Origin of the sequence: Lentzea sp. DG1S-22, assembly GCF_036321065.1 — a bacterium.
Classification (GTDB): Bacteria; Actinomycetota; Actinomycetes; order Mycobacteriales; family Pseudonocardiaceae; genus Lentzea; species Lentzea jiangxiensis.
The window spans coordinates 2,953,368-2,971,476 of sequence record NZ_CP143276.1 but is presented as its reverse complement, the minus strand read 5'-3'; the positions used below and the strand labels follow the sequence as shown (position 1 = coordinate 2,971,476).

The window sequence follows — 18,109 nt, the reverse complement described above, 5'->3', positions numbered from 1 at the left end:
CAGGCATCTGCCACACCTGCCGACAACCCGTCCAGACCCGAACACCCCACAACAACAACTCAGGTCAGCAGCGCCTGACAAAGCACCACTAGGAGTCGAGCTCGACCACCGAACGCTTGTGCACCAGCTCGACCACCTCGGGCGGCACCGAGTCGCCGGCTTCCAGGAGCCGGGGCAGCAGGTCCGCCTCGGTCGTCACGGCGCGGAAGAACAGCTCGACCGTCACGTCGTGGCCGGGCCGGTGCACCACGGTGATCTCGTCACCCGGCCCGACGAGGCCCGGCTCCAGCACGCGGAAGTAGGCGCCGGGGCGCGCGACCTGCGTGAACCGCTTCACCCAGCCGCGCTGCCCGAGGAACTCGGCGAACGTGCGGCACGGGATGCGCGGCGCGGTGACCTCCAGCAGCGCCGTGCCGATCCGCCAGCGCTCGCCGACCAGCGCCGTCGTGTGGTCGATGCCCTGCGTGGTGATGTTCTCGCCGAACTGGCCGTTGCCGAGCTCGACGCCGAGCTCGGACGCCCACCAGTCGAGGTCCTCGCGCGCGTAGCCGTACACGGCCTGGTAGTCGCCGCCGTGCACCGACCGGTCACCGATCGAGTCGCCAGCGACACCGCTGCCGGCCGTCCCCCTGGGACCGGGCGCGGTGACCTCCAGCGGGCCGTCGACCGGGTGCTTGCCGATTCCGGTCGCCCCCGTGCGGGCGTAGTCGACGGGCACCGTCTTGCGGGCGATGTTCAGCGAGAGCACGACAGACATGGTCCGCACCCTATTGCCCGACCGCGCGGGCGGCGATCGAATTGACGTAGTCCTCGTACTTCCCGACCTTGTAGGTGATCAGGTCCATGCACTCCTGCAGCTGCACCATCTGCTGCCGCACGCGCTCCTGGTGCTCCTTGAGGATGTCGAGCCGCTGCGGCTCGTTGCCGTCGCCCTGGCGGACGAGCTCGGTGTAGCGGCGGATCTCCGGCACCGGCATCCCGGACATGCGCAGCATGATGCACATGCGCAGCCAGTCCACGTCCTGCTGCGTGTAGACCCTGCGGCCACCCGGTCCTCTGTGGACCTGGTGCGCGAGGATGCCTTCCTTCTCGTAGAACCGCAGCGCGTGCACGCTCAGCCCGGTGCGTTCGGCGACCTGTCCGATGCTCAAGCCCATGCGTCCGAGCATAGGTTCTTGACCTGGAGACGACTCTAGTTCCTAGGTTGCCCTGCATGACTATGCGTTATCGCGTGCTCGGGGGAACCGGCATCGAGGTCAGCCACCACTGCCTCGGCGCCATGATGTTCGGCTCGGTCGCCAACAACGACCACGAGGAGGGCGTGCGGATCATCCACCGGGCCCTCGACGAGGGCATCAACTTCGTCGACACCGCCGACATGTACTCGGTGGGCGACTCCGAGGTGATCGTCGGCAAGGCGGTGAAGGGCCGGCGCGACGACGTCGTGCTCGCCACCAAGTTCCACTTCCCGCTGGGGGAGGGCCGCAACCGCGGCGGCAACTCGCGCAGGTACGTCGTGCGCGCCGTCGAGGACAGCCTCCGCCGCCTCGGCACCGACTGGATCGACGTCTACCAGGTGCACCGGCCCGATCCGAGGACCGACGTCGAGGAAACCCTGTCCGTGCTCACGGACCTGGTGCGGCAGGGCAAGATCCGTGCGTTCGGCTCGTCGACGTTCGGGGCGGAGGAGCTCGTCGAGGCCGACCGGGTGGCGCGCGACCGCGGGCTGATGCGGTTCCGGACCGAGCAGCCGCCCTACTCGCTGCTGGCGCGCGGGGTGGAGCGGTCGGTGCTGCCGACGGCGCGGCGGCTCGGGATGGGTGTGCTGGTGTGGAGTCCGCTGGCCAGCGGGTTCCTGTCCGGGAAGCACCGGCGCGGCGGGGTGGCCGAGGCGTTCCGGGCGACGCTCACCCCGGAGCGGTTCGACGAGTCGCTGCCCGGCAACACGGCGAAGTTCGACGCGGTGGAGCAGTTCGCGGAGCTCGCCGGCGAGATGGGGGTGTCGCTGCCGGCGCTGGCCGTCGCGTTCGTGACGACGCACCCGGCCGTGACCTCGGCGATCACCGGTCCGCGCACGATGGAGCACCTGGAGTCGTTGCTGGAGGGCGCCTCGCTGGTGCTGACCGACGACGTGCTGGACCGCGTCGACGAGATCGTGCCGCCCGGCGTCGACACCTACGACGTGAGCGGGGGCTGGAAGCCCGCGTCGCTGGTGGACGTCCACCAGCGACGCAGGCCGCTCGATCAGCGCTGACTCACCACCGCTGGGTGCTCAGACCGGTGCCCAGGTAGATCTGGTCGTAGGAGTTGCCGTCGTTGTCGTCGGTGTAGACGACGGTGATGCGGCCCCACGGGTCGACGCCCACGGCCGGCTCGTCCTGCCTGCCGGTGGAGTTGGAGACCGTGAGCTGCCGCTCCGGCCGTCCGGTCGTGGTGCCGTCGGGGTTGTAGACGCTCGTGTGCACGTCCTGCGCCTCCGCCGTGGTCACCGCGACGCCGAGCTGGTCGTCGATGCCGATCTGCGGGTCGGCGCCGGTGGTCTGGGCGACGGCACCGCGTGAGGTCCCGGCCGCCGTGAACGACTGGACGCGGACGCCGGACTGCTCCCAGGCGACGGCGAAGTCGCCGTTGAAGCCGGCCGCCACGGCGGGGCGTTTCCCCTGCCCCGTCGTGGTCTGCGCCTGCTTGACGCCACCGGCCGGGGTGACGATCTTGCGGGCGACGTTCGCGTCCGCCTCCCACACGATCACTGCGTTGCCCGCCGCGCCCATCGCGACCTGCGGCTTGGCGTGGGTGCCACCGGCGTTGTTGACCTGCGCCTCGTAGGACTTGGAGCTGATCGACGCGAACATGCTCACGCGGGTGGTGGATGCGTTCGTGCCCTGCTTGTCCTCCCACGTGACCGCGAAGCCCGCGCTGTCCGGGTCCGCCGCGACGCTCGGGAAGTACTGCTGGCCGTCGGCGTTCGCGTTGGCCGTGCCGGAACCGGACACGGTGCCGCTCGCGCTGACGGAGCGGACGGCGATGTTGTAGTAGCCGTTGCCGTCCGGGTCCTCGGACCAGACGACGACGGCGCTGCCGTCCTCGCGCACCGACACGTCCGGCTGCCAGTGCCGCCACGTGCCGGTGCCGCCGGTGCTCAGCTTCTTCTCGTAGACCGACGCGCCCTCCTTGTAGAGGCGGATCCAGACGTCGGAGTGGACGGGGTCCTCCGGGGCGGTGGTGTCGCGGTCGTCCTCCCACACGACGGCCGTGTAGCCGTTGCGGGAGGAGGAGACGGACGCGTTGTCCTGGTCGCCGGTCGAGTCGCTGTTGACCGTCGACCACGTCATCGGGGTGGGGGCGAGCAGCAGGCTCGCGATCAGCAGTGTCTTCACGGCGCCTGCAATCCGGGGTTGTTCGACTCGACGACGTAGCTGCCGACGGTCTTGACCGGGTAGTCGCGGACGGTGACCTTGTCGACGGCGCGGAAGTCCACCCGCATCTCCGCTGAGGTCGTGCGGGTCTTCACGTACCCGCGCAGGTTCTTGAAGTACTTGACGTGCGGGTTCAGCGTCGGGTTGAGGCTGTTGTCGGCCGCGTTGCCGTCACCGCCGGACGTGACCGACGTGGTGACGAGCTCGGTGCCGATGATCCGGTTCTGGGTGCCGTAGTTCTGCATGAGGTTCGCGGCCCAGCTGCGGTGCACGTCGCCCGTGAGCACGACGGTGCCCTTGTTGCCGTTGGTGTCCCACGCGTTCTGGATGCGGGTGCGGTTGGCGGTGTAGCCGTCCCAGGCGTCCATGCTCTTCGAGCCGTCCGCCGCGGCGAGCCGTTGCGCGAAGAACACCTGCTGGCCGAGGAAGTCCCACGTGCCGAGCTTCTGCCGCAGGCCGTCGATCAGCCACGTCTCCTGCGACGTGCCGGTGAGCGTGCGCGCGGGGTCGTCGGCGGCCGGGCAGACCTTCGTGCCGTCACCGCAGGCCTGGTCGTTGCGGTACTGGCGGGTGTCGAGCATGTGGAACGTGGCGAGGCTGCCCCAGCGGACCCTGCGGTGCAGCAGCATGTTCTCGGCCGTGGGCGCCTGGGCGCTGCGCAGCGGCATGTGCTCGTAGTACGCCTTGTAGGCGGCCGCGCGGCGGGCCTTGAAGTCACCGGCGGGGTTGGTGTCGTTGCGGATCAGGTTCGCGTAGTTGTTCTCGACCTCGTGGTCGTCCCAGACGACCAGCCAGGGCGCCGCGGCGTGCGCGGCCTGCAGGTCCGGGTCGGTCTTGTACTGGGCGTGGCGGACGCGGTAGTTCGCCAGCGTGCTGATCTCCGCGGAGGGCGCGAACTGCCGGACCTTCGTGGTGGTGGCGCCGCCTTCGTAGATGTAGTCGCCGAGGTGCAGGACCAGGTCGGGGTGCTCCTCGGCCATGCGGCGGTAGGCCGTGAAGTAGCCCTCCTCGTAGTGCGAGCACGACGCGAAGAGCATCGTCAGCTCGGGCTGGGTCCCCACGGCCGGTGCGGTGAGGGTGCGGCCGACGGGCGAGATGTGACCGCCGGTGCGGAAGCGGTACCAGTACTCGCGGCCTGGTTCCAGGCCGGTGAGGGTGACGTGGACGGCGTGCCCGCCCGCCTGGGTGGTGGTGAAGGTGCCGGTGCGGGCGATGGCGGTGAAGCGCTCGTCGGTGGCGACCTGCCACTCGACGGCGGTGTTGGTGTTGGGCATGCCGCCGAGACCGTCGGCGTTCAGGGGGTTCGGGGCGAGGCGGGTCCAGATCACGAACCCGTCGGCCGCCGGTTCGCCGGACGCGACGCCCAGGGTGAACGGGTAGCCGATCGCGTTGGCCAGTGCGGGAAGCAGAACTCCGGCGCTCGCTCCCGCGAGCCCGCCCACGATGAAGGTACGTCTCCGTAACGTGGTCATGACCCGCACAGTTACCGGACGCGGGTAAAGGCCCGCCTAATTGCGTGTGGCTGCAGGGTGGTTTCCCACCAGGCGAAAGCCGCGTGCTCGTCGGTGTGCACGTCGAACGCGTCGGCGAGCAGCTCGGCCGCGCTCAGCGGGAGGCCCGTGTCGCGGACGGCGCGGTGCAGCAGGGCCACGTGGTCGCGGGACCAGGCGTCGACGCCCAGGCCGGGTAATCGTTCCGCCCGGCAGCACGGCTGGGCGCACACCACGACGTCGAACCACTCGTCGTCGTGGTCGTTGAACGCGACCGTGACGCCGAAGCGGTCGGGGCGCAGGGCGGTGACGGTGCTGTGCCGCGTCTCGAAGCGCAGGTCGTGGGGAAGCGCGGCGAGCCGTCGCGCGGCGTGGCGGTCCGGGCCGGTGATGGGCACGGGGTCGTGGTGGGTGCCGTGGTCCAGCACGACCACCTGCCACGCGTTGTGCGTGAGCCGGAGCGCGGCGGCCAGGCCGGCGATCCCGGTGCCGACGACGAGCGCGGTGCGCGCGAAAGCTGTGAGATCTGTGGCCATGCCAGCCCCTTCCCCCTAGGATCGAGGCTAGCGAATGTTCAGAAATTTCTGAAGACAGGGTGGCTGTGACGGGCGAGACAGGGCGCAGGCACGCGGCGGAGCACCTGGCGTTGACGCTGAGCGGTGCGGGGATGCAGCGGATGGCGGCGCGGGTGCTGGCGGCGTTCCTGTTCACCGACGAACCGTCGCTGACCGCGGGGGACCTGGCCGAGGAGCTCGGGGCGAGCGCGGGATCGGTGTCCGGCGCGATCAAGATGGTGCTGCAGATGGGGCTGGTCGAGCGGGCGCCCGCGCCCGGCAGCCGACGTGAGCACTACCGCATGCGCGACCGGGCGTGGACGACGTTGTACGGCAGGCAGCACGCCCCGATCGACGACATCCTCGCCGCCGTCTCGGCCGGAGTGCGGTCCGTCGGGCCGGGGCCCGCCCGCGAACGGCTGGAGTACATGCGGGACTTCTACGAGTTCCTGCTCGGCGAGGTGCCCTCGATCATCGAGCGGTTCGAGCAGCGCCGTGGAGGATCCCGGCCATGACGAGGTCGAGCAGCCGCTTCGCCTGATCGGCGTCCTGGTTCTGGGCGACCGCGACCAGCAGCGTCATCACGTCCAGCGGCTGCGCGGTGGCGCCCAGCGGGGCCAGCAGCCGCGTGATCGCCTCGGTCAGCTTGGCGCGGCTGTGCTCGAACGGGTTGACGCCCAGGGCGATCACGGCCTGCAGCGCGTCCTTGAGGTCGCGCTTGGTCGTGATGTAGGCGATGAAGCGGTTCATCCACTCCCGCAGCGCCGCCTCGGGGTCGTTGCTCTCCAGCAGCTCGGGGGCCGCGTCGCAGAGCTTCTCCAGCTCCGTGCGGTAGACGGCCTCGATCAGCGCTTCTCGGGTGGGGAAGTGCCGGTAGAGCGTGCCGATGCCGACGCCGGCCTGCTTGGCGATGGCGCCCAGCGTCGTGTCCCCGCCGTGGGTGAAGGCGTCCAGTGCCACCTCGAGCAGCAGTCCCCGGTTGCGGACGGCGTCAGCGCGCACTTCATCACTCCTGTGGTCACTTGCCAAACGGAGGTTCCTCCGTTTACGGTGGAACCCGAACCGGAGGAACCTCCGTTTCAGTGTACGACACAGGCAGGGGAATCGGATGAGTGAGCGCATCACCACCCCGTTCGGCTTCGAGAGCACCGCTCTCGAGGTCGTCGAGGGGGTCGACCTCTCCGGCCGTCGCGCCGTGGTCACGGGTGGGGCGTCGGGCATCGGCGTCGAGACCGTGCGGGCGCTGGCCGCCGCGGGGGCCGAGGTCACCATCGCGGCGCGCGACGTCGACGCGGGCCACCGGGTGGCCGCGTCCCTGGCGAGGTCCACCGGGAACAGCGCCATCTCGGTCGCCAAGCTCGACCTGGCGTCCCAGGCGTCGGTGAAGGCCTTCGCCCGCAACTGGGACGGCCCGCTGCACCTGCTGATCAACAACGCGGGTGTGATGGCCACGCCGCTGACCCGCACGCCGGAGGGCTGGGAGCTCCAGTTCGCCACGAACCACCTCGGCCACTTCACCCTCACCCACGGCCTCTTCAACTCCCTGCGAGCCGAAGGCGCCCGGGTCGTGAACGTCAGCTCCTCGGCCCACCTCATGAGCGACGTCGTCTTCGACGACCTCCACTACGCCCGCCGCGAGTACGACCGCTGGCAGGCCTACGGCCAGTCGAAGACCGCGAACATCCTCTTCGGCGTGGAGGCAGGCCGCCGCTGGGCCGGCGAGGGCGTCACGATGAACGCCCTGATGCCCGGCAGCATCGCCACGAACCTCCAGCGCCACCTGACCACGGAGGAACTCCAGGACCGCATCCGCCGCAGCGGCGCCACGGCCACCCGCCGCGTGAAAACGCCGGAACAGGGCGCCGCCACCACCCTGGTGGTCGCCACCTCGCCCCTGCTGGACGGCATCTCCGGCCGGTACTTCGAGGACTGCGCCGAGGCGGCGCCCGTCACGGGCGACTCGCACCTTCGCGGTGTGGCTCCCTACGCGCAGGATCCGGAGTCGGCTGCCCGGTTGTGGGAGGTGTCGGAGGAAACCCTGTGGTCGCTGAAGGCGGCCTGAGGCCCGCGGGGCGTGGCGCCGCTGGACGCCGCGCCCACGCCTGGGGGGAGGCGGTGTCTGTCGCGGGCGGCTCGCACCTCTGCGGTGGGTCCCTACGCGCAGGATCCGGAGTCGGCTGCCCGGTTGCGGGAGGTGTCCGAGGAAACCCTCTGGTGGCGGCCTGAGGCCGCAGGGGCGGTGCCATCGGACGCCACGCACAGGCTGGGGGAAGGGCGACCGCTGACCGGCCGTGCGGGAGGGCAGCTTCGCTGTCCGGCGTGGAGGTGCGCTGCCCGACTCCATGCCGGGAAGCGGTGCCGCAGGCCTCCGTTGGGGTTGATGGTGGGGACCTTGCGGTCCTGTGCCGCGTCGGCTGGCTCCGTCCCACGGCTCGGAGGAGTCCGCTCGCGGGTGGCGAGGCAGGATTGCCGCCGCCTCCATGCCGTCATGGCCTGCCTTCGGCGTCCAGCAACCACCACCGGCCTCCCCGCCTGCAAGCTCACGCGCTAGAGGTCTGGACCATTTCGTGCTTCAATGACACAGGGTCGCCGCCTGTAAGCGAAAGGTGAGCGAATGTCTGCCCGTACGTTCTCCAGGGCGCTGACAGCCCTGCTTCTGCTCCTGAGCACCCTCATCCCCGCCCAGGCACAGGCCCAGACCGAACCGCAGCCCCGGGCAGCCGACACCTGCACCCTCAAACCGCGTCCCGCGGGCAAAGTCCTCCACGGCTACTGGGAGAACTGGGACGGCGCGGCGAACGGCGTGCACCCGCCGTTCGGCTGGACCCCGATCACCGACGCCCGCATCCAGCAGCACGGCTACAACGTGATCAACGCTGCCTTCCCGGTCATCCGCTCCGACGGCACCGTGCTGTGGGAGGACGGCATGGACGCGGGCGTCAAGGTCGCCACCCCGGCCGAGATGTGCGCGGCGAAGGCCGCCGGGGCCACCGTCCTGCTGTCGATCGGGGGCGCCACCGCGGGCATCGACCTGAGCTCGACGGCCGTGGCGAACCGGTTCATCGCGACCGTGGTGCCGATCCTCAAGAAGTACAACTTCGACGGGATCGACATCGACATCGAGACCGGGCTGGTGGGCAGCGGCAACATCAACCAGCTGTCGGCGTCTCAGGCGAACCTCGTCCGCATCATCGACGGGGTGCTGGCCGCGATGCCGGCGGGGTTCGGGCTCACCATGGCACCGGAGACCGCGTACGTGACGGGTGGCAGCGTCGTGTACGGCTCGATCTGGGGCGCCTACCTGCCGATCATCAAGAAGTACGCGGACAACGGGCGTCTGTGGTGGCTGAACATGCAGTACTACAACGGGTCCATGTACGGGTGTTCCGGTGACAGCTACCAGGCCGGGACGGTGCAGGGGTTCGTGGCGCAGACGCAGTGCCTCGACAAGGGGCTGGTCGTGCAGGGCACCACGATCAAGGTGCCCTACGACAAGCAGGTTCCCGGGTTGCCCGCCCAGCCGGGGGCCGGTGGCGGGTACATGAGCCCTTCGCTGGTGGGGCAGGCGTGGAACAGCTTCGGTGGCCGGCTCAAGGGGTTGATGACCTGGTCGGTCAACTGGGACGGTTCGAGGGGCTGGACGTTCGGTGACAACGTGAAGTCGTTGCAGGGGCGGTAGGAACGCAGAAGGAGCCATCGGACGGCTGCCCCTCGTCGGCACGTGCCGAGAGGCCGTCAGCCGCGCGTCCGCCACTCCGGTTCGCGAGCAGGTTCTCAGAGCACGATGGTGTTCCGGCCCGCGGCGATCCGCCACTCCCCGTCCTCTTCGGACAGGACGTGGAGCGGCGAGCCCTCGTTCTGGCCGGACAGCGGTGTGCCGTCGGGGCGGATCGGGCGCTGGCGGATCTTCACGGCCGCCACGTCCGGGCGGATGAACAGCACGTGCGCCACCTCGTAGGTGGCGGTCGCCTCCTTCGTCGCGCCGGGCAGGACCCGGCGGGCGAAGGAGGCGATCTCGTCACGGCCGGTGAGCCGCTTGCCGTGGGCGGTGGTCCAGATCGCGTCGGGGCGGAAGAGGTCGATGAACTCCTCCGCGAGCTCGTTCTGCCGGGAGTGCTCGACGGTGGCGACGAGCTTCTCGATGCCGGAGATGTCGGTCATGGTCGAGATGGTGGTGTCTCGACCTGGCTGGAGGTCAAGCCCGGCCGCGGACACCGCGGCCGGGCCGGCGGGAGTCAGCGGGGCGCGACCCGCGACTCGTACGGCGCGGGCTTGTACCGGGGGTCGAAGAAGCAGCCCGTGCCGTACTCCCGGTCGTGGTCGGCGCAGGAGGCGGCGATCAGGAACGGGTTGGAGCGCAGGCCGCGTTTCTCCCAGGTGGCGAGGGACTGCATGGCCGCGGCGTACTCGGAGTCGCTCAACGAGCTGTGCGTCGCCTCGGTCGTGAAGGTCTGCACGAGGTTGTACCAGCGGCCCGCCTTCCGCACGGTGTCGCGGTAGGCCGACTCGTGCTCGACGAACGCCGTCGGGTCGCCGATCGCGTGCAGGGACAGGACCGGGATGTCGATCTTGCCCGTGAGGTCGCTGTCGTACGCCAGTTCGGCGCGGGCCGCGGGGTCGGCGGCGAAGCGTTCGACGCCCGCGTTCAGGGCTTGGTCGTCGTGCGAACCCTTGTAGACCACGCCCGCGTTGCTCCACGGGTTCCGGTCGCCCAGTCGGTTGTGGACGATGTCGCGGAACGTGAACGTCGCGAAGTTCAGGTGCGAGTTCAGGGTCTCCTCGGGGATCTTGGTGACGGCGAGGATGTCGGTGAGCTTCTGCTGCTGCTCGGGGGTGCGGCTGCCCGCCATACCCAGGCAGTCCTCGATGCGGCCGCGCAGACCGGCGGACGTCATCGTCGAGCCGGGCCGCAGGCCCTGCCAGAGCGGGTACTGCACCTCGGACGGGCGCGGGTGGTTGCCGCAGTGGTACTGGTAGACCACGCGCAGGTCGACGCGGTAGTCGTAGCCGCGCGAGCCGCCCGCCATCACGCCGTTGGTGAGCAGCGCCGCGTCGTAGCCCCGGTAGAGCTCGACGGTCTTGGCCGCGACGTTGCCGCCCCACGACTGCCCGTGCAGGAACACCTTGTGCGGCTTGAGCATCCCGCTGACCATGCGGCGCAGGTTGTCCGTGTCCTCCGCCGCCATCCGCGTGCCGTAGCCGCCACGCCGGTAGGACGTGCCGGCCCAGGCATATCCCTCCTTGACCATGACGGCCCAGCGGTTCAGGTCGTCGCGGGTGCGCTCGGGCGTGGGGGCGCCGAGGTCGGGGCCGCCGTGCGAGTGCACGACCAGCGCCTTGTTCCACTTCTTCGGCACGGCGATCGTGTAGTACGCGCCGTTGGCGTCCCGGCCCTCGTAGCAGGTGGTGCCGGCGGGGACGTTCTCCGGGCACGGTGCGGTCGGGGGCAGGTGCACCGGCGACGTGAGACTCGCGGTGAGTGCGAATGCCAGCAGGACGTTCATGGCGGGAATCGTCAGCCCGCCGCGAAGAGTGGTCCAGCTCACTCGCCCGAACTTGGGATTTCCCTGACGTTACGATCAGGGGCGTGCGGTACCCACCTGAGCCCTGGCACATGAGGGGATCCGCTGTGATCTCCGTGTTCCGCGTACCGCGCGACGAGGTGCCGCAGGAGCACCTGCCGCGCGGCGCGAGACCGATCACACTGGCGGGCAGTGCCTTCGTCGCCGTCGCGTTCGTGTCGTACGAACCGGGCAGCGTGCTCACCTACGAAGAGCTGCTCGTGGCGGTGCCGGTCCTGGACCGCGGGGCGGTGGCCGTGTCCGTGCCGCAGATCTGGGTCGACAGCGAGGCGTCGCGGCGGGGCGGCCGCGAGCTGTGGGCCATCCCGAAGCAGCTCGCCCGTTTCGGCGCGGGCTCGTCGATCGCGGCGGTCGCGGTCAAGAGCCTTCTGCCGCTGCCGGGCAGGTGGCGGTTCGCGGGTCCGATCGCCCAGCACCTCGACGGCAGGGACGTGCGCGCCCGAGCCGTCATGTCCGGCCGTTACCGCCTGGTCAAGGCCGCGTGGCTGGTGCCGGCCGGCGGGCCGCTGGGCTACCTGACCGGACGCACACCGGTGGTGAGCGTCGCGATGGACGACATGAGGCTGACGTTCGGTCAGGGCTCGTAGCGGACGCTGTTCAGCACGTGCCGCGCCCAGGCGTGGTCGGCCGGGTCGTCGTGAAGGCACGTCACGAGCAGCAGTTCGCCGAACCGCGCGACGTGGCCGTAGAACTCGCGCCGGTTCGTGGTGAGCCACAGCCCGTGCCGCAGCTCGACGCCGTCCCGCACCAGGAACTGCTGGTCGGCGGGCACGGTCGGCGCGTTCTCCAGCGCCATCGCGAGGAACCGGTCGGCGGGCATGCCCTGCAGCTTGCGGGTGTCGACGAACACCGCGCTGCCGGGTGCGGCGAACCGCAGGCCGTCCGGGAGCAGGTGCGGTGTCAGCCCGGCGGTGCGCTCGACGCTCCACGGGCCGCGCACCTTCTGCCGGATCGAGATCGGCAGGGCGACCGGGACGGCGCTGAGCACCCGGTCGCGGTCCCAGGTCGTGCCGAGCAACGGGTGCTCGACGAGCTCGGGCGGCGTGCCGGGTTCGACGACCTCCGCGACGACCTCGGCGCCGTGCAGGTCGTCCCACGGCTTGATGGCGTGCGCGAACGTGCCCGTCAGCCGCAGCGACGGGTCGCCCCACGCCTCTGCGGCGCGCCGGGCGGCCGCGGCGGTGACCCGAATCCACGCGTCGAACCACAGCTCCAGGTCACCGGTCAGCTCGACGGGGAGCGCGCACCGGACGTACGCCTGCTCGCCCAGCAGCACGTTGCCGTCCGCGAGGCGTTCGGCTCCCGCCGCGCCGGCGGGCAGGCCGAGGTCCAGGTCCAGGGCGCCCGACTCGTCGACCTCCGCGCCGCAGCACGCGCAGGCCGTCATCCGATGTACCGCACGCTGTTGAGCACGTGCTGTGCCCACGCGCTGTCTGCCGGATAGCGGTACACGCAGCGCACGGAGATCATCGTGCCGGGACGGACGACGTGCCCGTGGAAGACCTGTTCCTCGTGGCCGTCGATGACCTCGCTGAGCCAGAACGCGTGCCGCAGCTCCGGGCCGTCGTGGGAGACCGAGTGCTCGGCGGTCGCGGGGTAGCCGTCGAGGACCGCGCCGAGGAAGTCGCTGACGCTGCCGCCGGTGAGGTCGGCGTAGACGTCGAGCGCCACGCGGCGGCCGGGGCTCGTGAACCTGACCGTGCGGCCCTCGACCGCGCACCGCATGCCCTCGGAGCGTTCGACGGACCAGACCTCGCCGAGCGTCTCGCGCACGGGAACGGGCAGCGGGTGCCGGATGCGGCACAGCACCTCGTCGCGGTCCCATTCCCTGTCCAGCAACGGGTGCGAGGTGAAGTAGGGGAGCTCGTCGGTGTTGAGCACGGCCGCCTCGACCGGCACGCCGAAGACGTCCCACGGCTTGATGACGTTCGCGAACCTGCCGGCGACGCGCAGGTTCGCGTACTGCTCGTCGTTGTCCCACACGGCGTGCGCGTACATCGCGTCGACTTTGCTGATCTGCGTCCACGCGCCGAACACGAGCTCCGTTCCGCCGGTCAGCCGAACCGGGAGCAGACAACGGATGTAGGAGTCACCGTCCGGTCCGACGAGCAGTCCGCCCGTCGGCGCGCCCAGCTGCCCGCCGGGTACGCCGATCAGTTGCTCCGGACGGTTCAGCCGGTAGTCGATGCGGTCGGTGGACGTGATCTCGGCTCCGCAGCATCCGCATTGGACGGTCATGCGCGCATGTTAGAGCTCCTCGTCCGAGAGCAAACGGGAACGCACCAAGAAGCGCACTCCCAGTGGTGCCTCCAGGGAGAAACCGCTCCCACGGCCCTTCACGACGTCGATCGTCAGGTGCGTGTGGCTCCAGTGCTCGAACTGCGCCGCGGACATCCAGACGGGAACCGTGAAGGCCTCCGCGGGCGGGTCGGGGTCCACGTCGAGGTCGCCGAGGTGCACGTCCGACGAGCCGGTGCGGAACTCCCCGAGCGGGTAGCACATCGGGGCGGAGCCGTCGCAGCACCCGCCGGACTGGTGGAACATCAGCTCGCCGTGGTCAGCCCGGAGGCGGCGCAGGAGAGCCGCCGCCTCCGGGGTCAGGGCCACGCGGGGCATCAGAAGAAGCCCTGGGCGTTCTGCGAGTAGCTGACGAGCAGGTTCTTGGTCTGCTGGTAGTGGTCGAGCATCACGCGGTGGTTCTCGCGGCCGATGCCGGACTGCTTGTAACCGCCGAACGCCGCGTGCGCCGGGTAGGTGTGGTAGTTGTTCACCCACACGCGGCCCGCCTGGATGTCGCGGCCGGCGCGGTAGGCCACCGAGCCGTCGCGCGACCACACGCCGGCGCCCAGGCCGTAGAGCGTGTCGTTGGCGATCTTCACGGCGTCGTCGTAGTCGGAGAACCGCGCGACGGAGACGACCGGGCCGAAGATCTCCTCCTGGAAGATCCGCATCTTGTTGTCGCCCTCGAACACCGTCGGCGTCACGTAGTAGCCGCCGGACAGCTCGCCGCCGAGGTCGGCGCGCTCGCCGCCGGTCAGCACGCGGGCGCCCTCCTGCCTGCCGATGTCGATGTACGACAGGATCTTCTCCAACTGGTCGTTGGACGCCTGCGCGCCGATCATCGTCTCGGTGTCGAGGGGGTTGCCCTGCTTGACGGCCTTGGTGCGCTCGACGGCGTCACCGAGGAACTGGTCGTAGATGTCGCTCTGGATCAACGCCCGCGACGGGCACGTGCAGACCTCGCCCTGGTTGAGCGCGAACATCGTGAAGCCCTCGAGAGCCTTGTCGTAGAAGGCGTCCCGTTGCGCGGCCACGTCGTTGAAGAACACGTTCGGCGACTTGCCGCCGAGCTCCAGCGTGACCGGGATGATGTTCTCGCTGGCGTACTGCATGATCAGCCGTCCGGTGGTCGTCTCGCCGGTGAACGCCACCTTCGCCACGCGGCGCGAGGACGCGAGCGGCTTGCCCGCCTCGACGCCGAAGCCGTTGACGACGTTGAGCACGCCCGGCGGGATCAGGTCGGCGATCAGCTCCATCAGCACGTGGATCGACGCCGGGGTCTGCTCGGCGGGTTTGAGCACCACCGCGTTGCCCGCAGCCAGGGCGGGGGCGAGCTTCCACGTCGCCATGAGCAGCGGGAAGTTCCACGGGATGATCTGCCCGACGACGCCCAGCGGCTCCTGGAAGTGGTAGGCGACCAGGTCCTCGTCGATCTGCGAGATGCCGCCCTCCTGGGCGCGGATCACGCCCGCGAAGTAGCGGAAGTGGTCCACCGCGAGCGGCAGGTCCGCGGCCAGCGTCTCGCGGACCGGCTTGCCGTTCTCCCACGTCTCGGCGACCGCGAGCTTCTCGAGGTTCTCCTCGATGCGGTCGGCGATCCTGTTGAGGACGTTCGCGCGCTCGGCTGGTGAGGTCCTGCCCCACGCGCGGGCGGCGCCGTGGGCCGCGTCGAGCGCGCGGTCGACGTCCTCGGCGGTGCCCCGGGCGATCTCGGTGAACTCCTCACCGGTGACCGGGGTGGGGTTGGCGAAGTACTCGCCCTTGGCGGGCGGTACGTACTCGCCTCCGATGAAGTGGTCGTACTGGTCGCGGTACGTGACCACGCTGTCCGGTTGTCCCGGAGCCGCGTACTTCGCCATGGGCGTTCCTCCCGCGTCGTTGCGAACAGGCGGCGAACGTAGAACCGGCAACGTTTCACCCGCGTTGCATCCGATCGGAGCAACGAGGTGCTTGCGGGTGCGGCAACACGGCCTGCATCCTTGACTGATGCACCCAGCTGAGCTGGGGGACGCCCGCCCGGTGATCTTCGAGTCGTGGCGGCGGTCCCTCGCCGCGCGCGTCGACCCGGACCGGCACGAGGCGCCGGTCGTCTACGCGCCCGACGAGATCGCGGACCTGCGGGGAGCGCACCCGCTCGCGCACGCCATCCCGCTGCTGCGCGGCACCCTGTCGGTGGACGACACGATCATGATAGTCACCGACGCGCGCGGGCACATCCTGTGGTGCGAGGGCGACAACCGGATCCGCCACCGGGCCGACCGGGTCCGCCTCACCGAGGGCTCGCACTGGAGCGAGGACGTCATCGGCACGAACGCGATGGGCACCGCTCTCGCGACCGGCCGTCCGGTCACCGTCCACTCGCGTGAACACCTCGTGCGCACCTACCACGGCTGGACGTGCGCCGCGAGCCCGATCCACGACCCGCACACCGGCGTCCTGCTCGGCGTCGTCGACATCAGCGGGCCGCTGGAGACCATGCACCCGGCCGTCGCGCGGCTCGTGTCCGCGGCCGCCCAGCTCGCCACGCACCACCTGCGGCAGTTCGCCCCGCGCCGGCACGTGCTGACGCTGGAGTTCCTCGGCGGGTTGCACGCCGACCTGGACGGCAGGCCGCTCGCGCTCACGCTGCGCAACGCCGAGGTGCTGACCGCCCTCGCCCTGCACCCCAGGGGGCTGACGGCCGAGCAGCTCGCGTTGTGGCTCTACGGCGAGCGGGGGAACCCGACCACGGTCCGCGCGGAGCTGCACAGGCTGCGCGCGCAGCTCGGTGGTGTCCTGCTGACGAGGCCGTACCGGCTCGACGCGGTGGTGCGAGGCGACTTCCTGGACGTGCGGACGGCACTGCGGTCCGGCGACGCGGGCGAGGCGACCCGGCACTACAGCGGTGATCTGCTGCCGCGCTCGGACGCCCCGGTGGTCCGCGAGGAACGGGCCGACCTGGCCGCCGCGGTGCGCAAGGGCGTGCTGGAGCGAGGCGACCTCGACGCGCTGCTGGCGTTCGCGGACAGCGGGGAGGACGCGGAGGTGCTCGAACGCCTGCGGGTGTTGCTGCCCGTCACCGACCCCCGTCACGCTCTTGTGTCCTCGCGCCTGAGAAGGGCGCTGGAATAGGCTTTCCCGCAAGGGGAGGGCAAGTGAAGCAGTGCATCAACTGCATGACCAAGTTGCCGCGCAAAGAGGTCACCGAGGTCGCGTGGTGTGCCTTGTGCGCGCCGTGCCTGCGGGTCGTGGCGGACCAGATGAAGGTGCTGCACGACAGGCCCGGTGGTGCGCCCGTGCAGATCCAGCAGTGCGGCTGGTGCGGTGTCGCGCGGTCCTGCGGTACCGGGGCGCGCACGCGGTGCCTGGTGTGCCTGGACGACAGGTCGGTGCCGGACCCGGCGGTGCAGGAGATCGCGCACCGGCTGGAGCTCGACGGCACCTGGCGGGAGAACTCGGAGCTCATCGCCGCGACGACCGTCAAGGTCCGGCTCGCCAGGTACGCCCGGCCCGGCTGGACCGTGCTCGCGACCGACGTGCACGGGCTGCCGTGGACGGGCTTCCGCTGGCTCATGAAGTCGCACGGCACGTGGGGCCGCAACGACGAGACGGGCGAAGTGCAGCAGCTCAAGCGTGCGCGCGGGGAGGAGACACTGCTCTACCTCGTGCGGTACGGCAAGGTGCTGAAGTTCGGGCGCGGCAGCGAGGACGGGGTGGGCGCGCACGTCTCGCAGGGCGCCGTGCCGGTTCTCGTGCTGGCCGCGCCGGGCGAGCAGGTCGCCGTCGCGAGGGACCGGCTCAAGCGCGAGCACCGCGGCGAGATGGTGTCGCCGCGGACGCCGGTCGACCTCTTCGCCGTGCTTCCCGGCGGCGAGGACGTCACCGATCGGTTCTCGCGGAGTTGATCGGTGCCCGGCCGGGTAGTCCTGCACCGTGGAGGAAGTCGTCGTGGTGGGACAGATCGCGCGGGACCTGGTCCTCGTCGTCGACGAGGTGCCGGACGCCGGGGGCACCGCGCCCGTGCGGGAGCGCCGGGAGATGCTCGGCGGCAAGGGCGCGAACATCGCCGTCAGCCTGGCGCAGCTGGGCGCGCCGGTCGCGCTCGTGGGCGTGGTCGGTGACGACGACGTCGGCGAGCGGCTGATCGCGCGGGCCGCCGCGGACGGGATCGCGACCGGAGCCGTGGTGCGCCGGCCGGACCAGGAGACCGGCCTGATCGTCGACGTCGTGGCGGACGGCTGGCGCTACCTGGAGCACCTCCCGGACGCCCTGCTGGTGCGCGAGGAAGACCTGCCGGTCGACCTGATCGAGGGCGCGGCCGCCGTGGTCGTGCAGCTGCAGCAACCGCCCGAGGTCGCGCTGAAGGCCGCGCGGGCGGCGCGGGGCCGGGTCGTGCTCGACGGCGCGCCCGAACGGCTGCGAGCCGAACTGCTGGAGTGCGCCGACGTCGTGCGCGCCGACCACCGGGAGGCCGAGCTGCTCACCGGCCGGACGATCGGGACGGCGGACGACGCGGTGAGCGCGGCTCGCGAGCTGATGCCCAAGGAGCTCGTCGCGTTCGCCGTGGACGACGTGGGCAACGTGTTCGTCTGGGACGGGGGAGAGCTGGTGGTGCCCCTGGGCGACGTCGAGGTCGTCGACACGACCGGCGGCGGCGACGCGTTCGTGGCGGCGCTGACGTTCGCGCTCACGCGGGGAGACGGTCCCGAGGACGCGGCCCGGCTGGCCGTGGAGGCGTCCGGGGCCACCGTGACGCACCCCGGCGGACGGCCGAACCTCACCGGACGCTGATCAGTCGCGTTATCGTT

20 protein-coding genes are annotated in these 18,109 nt (G+C 70.7%); 8 read left to right on the top strand and 12 right to left on the bottom strand.

What is annotated here, in order from left to right:
- Positions 1-88: 88 nt before the first annotated feature.
- Complete coding sequence (locus V1227_RS12835; protein ID WP_329792736.1) at positions 89-757, bottom strand: MOSC domain-containing protein; 669 nt, start codon at positions 755-757, stop codon at positions 89-91.
- A gap of 10 nt (positions 758-767) precedes the next feature.
- Positions 768-1,157: a MerR family transcriptional regulator gene (locus tag V1227_RS12830; protein ID WP_236224713.1), complete on the bottom strand. Its 390-nt coding sequence runs from the start codon at positions 1,155-1,157 to the stop codon at positions 768-770.
- Between the two features lie 62 nt (positions 1,158-1,219).
- Between V1227_RS12830 and V1227_RS12825 the strand changes: the two genes are divergently transcribed.
- Positions 1,220-2,254: an aldo/keto reductase gene (locus tag V1227_RS12825; protein WP_442916530.1), complete on the top strand. Its 1,035-nt coding sequence runs from the start codon at positions 1,220-1,222 to the stop codon at positions 2,252-2,254.
- Between the two features lies 1 nt (position 2,255).
- Here the strand turns inward: V1227_RS12825 and V1227_RS12820 are convergent, their stop codons facing one another.
- From V1227_RS12820 to V1227_RS12810, 3 genes are read right to left on the bottom strand one after another with little or no spacing between them, the layout of a single operon-like run.
- A complete protein-coding gene (locus V1227_RS12820) occupies positions 2,256-3,377 on the bottom strand; it encodes a hypothetical protein (protein ID WP_329792734.1) in 1,122 nt (373 codons plus the stop codon).
- The gene (locus tag V1227_RS12815) at positions 3,374-4,888 is read right to left on the bottom strand and encodes an alkaline phosphatase D family protein (RefSeq protein WP_329792733.1); all 1,515 of its coding nucleotides are present in this window, start codon (positions 4,886-4,888) and stop codon (positions 3,374-3,376) included. Before V1227_RS12815 ends, V1227_RS12820 begins: the two co-directional genes overlap by 4 nt.
- 11 nt (positions 4,889-4,899) lie before the next feature.
- Positions 4,900-5,442, bottom strand: coding sequence for an FAD-binding protein (locus tag V1227_RS12810; protein WP_236224716.1), 543 nt, complete (start codon positions 5,440-5,442; stop codon positions 4,900-4,902).
- Positions 5,443-5,507: 65 nt separating this feature from the next.
- Here V1227_RS12810 and V1227_RS12805 point away from each other — a divergent pair, with 65 nt between their 5' ends.
- The gene (locus tag V1227_RS12805) at positions 5,508-5,975 is read left to right on the top strand and encodes a GbsR/MarR family transcriptional regulator (RefSeq protein WP_236224717.1); all 468 of its coding nucleotides are present in this window, start codon (positions 5,508-5,510) and stop codon (positions 5,973-5,975) included.
- On the opposite strand, the gene V1227_RS12800 is transcribed toward V1227_RS12805, so the two are convergent.
- The gene (locus V1227_RS12800) at positions 5,932-6,462 is read right to left on the bottom strand and encodes a TetR/AcrR family transcriptional regulator (RefSeq protein WP_329792732.1); all 531 of its coding nucleotides are present in this window, start codon (positions 6,460-6,462) and stop codon (positions 5,932-5,934) included. The genes V1227_RS12805 and V1227_RS12800 overlap by 44 nt on opposite strands.
- 106 nt (positions 6,463-6,568) lie before the next feature.
- Between V1227_RS12800 and V1227_RS12795 the strand changes: the two genes are divergently transcribed.
- Together V1227_RS12795 and V1227_RS12790 are read left to right on the top strand one after the other, a co-directional pair.
- On the top strand, positions 6,569-7,522 hold the full coding sequence (locus V1227_RS12795; protein WP_329792731.1) for an SDR family NAD(P)-dependent oxidoreductase: 954 nt from the start codon (positions 6,569-6,571) through the stop codon (positions 7,520-7,522).
- Positions 7,523-8,074: 552 nt separating this feature from the next.
- Complete coding sequence (locus V1227_RS12790) at positions 8,075-9,139, top strand: chitinase (protein ID WP_329792730.1); 1,065 nt, start codon at positions 8,075-8,077, stop codon at positions 9,137-9,139.
- 95 nt (positions 9,140-9,234) lie between these two features.
- Here the strand turns inward: V1227_RS12790 and V1227_RS12785 are convergent, their stop codons facing one another.
- Both V1227_RS12785 and V1227_RS12780 read right to left on the bottom strand, forming a co-directional pair.
- On the bottom strand, positions 9,235-9,621 hold the full coding sequence (locus V1227_RS12785; RefSeq protein WP_329792729.1) for an SgcJ/EcaC family oxidoreductase: 387 nt from the start codon (positions 9,619-9,621) through the stop codon (positions 9,235-9,237).
- A 74-nt stretch (positions 9,622-9,695) separates the two neighbouring features.
- A complete protein-coding gene (locus V1227_RS12780; protein ID WP_329792728.1) occupies positions 9,696-10,964 on the bottom strand; it encodes an alpha/beta hydrolase family protein in 1,269 nt (422 codons plus the stop codon).
- 83 nt (positions 10,965-11,047) lie between these two features.
- Between V1227_RS12780 and V1227_RS12775 the strand changes: the two genes are divergently transcribed.
- On the top strand, positions 11,048-11,629 hold the full coding sequence (locus V1227_RS12775) for an acetoacetate decarboxylase family protein (RefSeq protein ID WP_329792726.1): 582 nt from the start codon (positions 11,048-11,050) through the stop codon (positions 11,627-11,629).
- Here V1227_RS12775 and V1227_RS12770 read toward each other — a convergent pair.
- Genes V1227_RS12770 through exaC form a run of 4 tightly spaced genes read right to left on the bottom strand, consistent with a single transcriptional unit; the run spans position 11,617 to position 15,181 of the window.
- Complete coding sequence (locus tag V1227_RS12770; protein ID WP_329792725.1) at positions 11,617-12,429, bottom strand: hypothetical protein; 813 nt, start codon at positions 12,427-12,429, stop codon at positions 11,617-11,619. The two genes, V1227_RS12775 and V1227_RS12770, sit on opposite strands and share 13 nt — an antisense overlap.
- Positions 12,426-13,280: a hypothetical protein gene (locus V1227_RS12765; RefSeq protein WP_329792724.1), complete on the bottom strand. Its 855-nt coding sequence runs from the start codon at positions 13,278-13,280 to the stop codon at positions 12,426-12,428. Before V1227_RS12765 ends, V1227_RS12770 begins: the two co-directional genes overlap by 4 nt.
- A gap of 9 nt (positions 13,281-13,289) precedes the next feature.
- On the bottom strand, positions 13,290-13,658 hold the full coding sequence (locus tag V1227_RS12760; protein ID WP_236224728.1) for a DUF779 domain-containing protein: 369 nt from the start codon (positions 13,656-13,658) through the stop codon (positions 13,290-13,292).
- Positions 13,658-15,181, bottom strand: coding sequence for an acetaldehyde dehydrogenase ExaC (gene exaC, locus V1227_RS12755; RefSeq protein ID WP_329792723.1), 1,524 nt, complete (start codon positions 15,179-15,181; stop codon positions 13,658-13,660). Before exaC ends, V1227_RS12760 begins: the two co-directional genes overlap by 1 nt.
- A 127-nt stretch (positions 15,182-15,308) precedes the next feature.
- Between exaC and V1227_RS12750 the strand changes: the two genes are divergently transcribed.
- The 3 genes from V1227_RS12750 to V1227_RS12740 are packed head-to-tail and all read left to right on the top strand — an operon-like array spanning position 15,309 to position 18,092.
- A complete protein-coding gene (locus tag V1227_RS12750; protein WP_329792722.1) occupies positions 15,309-16,433 on the top strand; it encodes a GAF domain-containing protein in 1,125 nt (374 codons plus the stop codon).
- A gap of 44 nt (positions 16,434-16,477) precedes the next feature.
- Positions 16,478-17,206, top strand: a complete 729-nt coding sequence (locus V1227_RS12745) for a hypothetical protein (protein ID WP_329792721.1) — start codon at positions 16,478-16,480, stop codon at positions 17,204-17,206.
- Positions 17,207-17,234: 28 nt separating this feature from the next.
- A complete protein-coding gene (locus V1227_RS12740; RefSeq protein WP_329792720.1) occupies positions 17,235-18,092 on the top strand; it encodes a PfkB family carbohydrate kinase in 858 nt (285 codons plus the stop codon).
- Positions 18,093-18,109 lie beyond the last annotated feature (17 nt).

Coding starts and splice junctions, on each gene's coding strand:
- V1227_RS12835 (WP_329792736.1), bottom strand. CDS start 757: ATGTCTGTCGTGCTCTCGCTGAACATCGCCCGCAAGACGGTGCCCGTC.
- V1227_RS12830 (WP_236224713.1), bottom strand. CDS start 1,157: ATGGGCTTGAGCATCGGACAGGTCGCCGAACGCACCGGGCTGAGCGTG.
- V1227_RS12825 (WP_442916530.1), top strand. CDS start 1,220: ATGCGTTATCGCGTGCTCGGGGGAACCGGCATCGAGGTCAGCCACCAC.
- V1227_RS12815 (WP_329792733.1), bottom strand. CDS start 4,888: ATGACCACGTTACGGAGACGTACCTTCATCGTGGGCGGGCTCGCGGGA.
- V1227_RS12810 (WP_236224716.1), bottom strand. CDS start 5,442: ATGGCCACAGATCTCACAGCTTTCGCGCGCACCGCGCTCGTCGTCGGC.
- V1227_RS12795 (WP_329792731.1), top strand. CDS start 6,569: ATGAGTGAGCGCATCACCACCCCGTTCGGCTTCGAGAGCACCGCTCTC.
- V1227_RS12790 (WP_329792730.1), top strand. CDS start 8,075: ATGTCTGCCCGTACGTTCTCCAGGGCGCTGACAGCCCTGCTTCTGCTC.
- V1227_RS12785 (WP_329792729.1), bottom strand. CDS start 9,621: ATGACCGACATCTCCGGCATCGAGAAGCTCGTCGCCACCGTCGAGCAC.
- V1227_RS12780 (WP_329792728.1), bottom strand. CDS start 10,964: ATGAACGTCCTGCTGGCATTCGCACTCACCGCGAGTCTCACGTCGCCG.
- V1227_RS12770 (WP_329792725.1), bottom strand. CDS start 12,429: ATGACGGCCTGCGCGTGCTGCGGCGCGGAGGTCGACGAGTCGGGCGCC.
- V1227_RS12765 (WP_329792724.1), bottom strand. CDS start 13,280: ATGACCGTCCAATGCGGATGCTGCGGAGCCGAGATCACGTCCACCGAC.
- V1227_RS12760 (WP_236224728.1), bottom strand. CDS start 13,658: ATGCCCCGCGTGGCCCTGACCCCGGAGGCGGCGGCTCTCCTGCGCCGC.
- exaC (WP_329792723.1), bottom strand. CDS start 15,181: ATGGCGAAGTACGCGGCTCCGGGACAACCGGACAGCGTGGTCACGTAC.
- V1227_RS12750 (WP_329792722.1), top strand. CDS start 15,309: ATGCACCCAGCTGAGCTGGGGGACGCCCGCCCGGTGATCTTCGAGTCG.
- V1227_RS12745 (WP_329792721.1), top strand. CDS start 16,478: ATGACCAAGTTGCCGCGCAAAGAGGTCACCGAGGTCGCGTGGTGTGCC.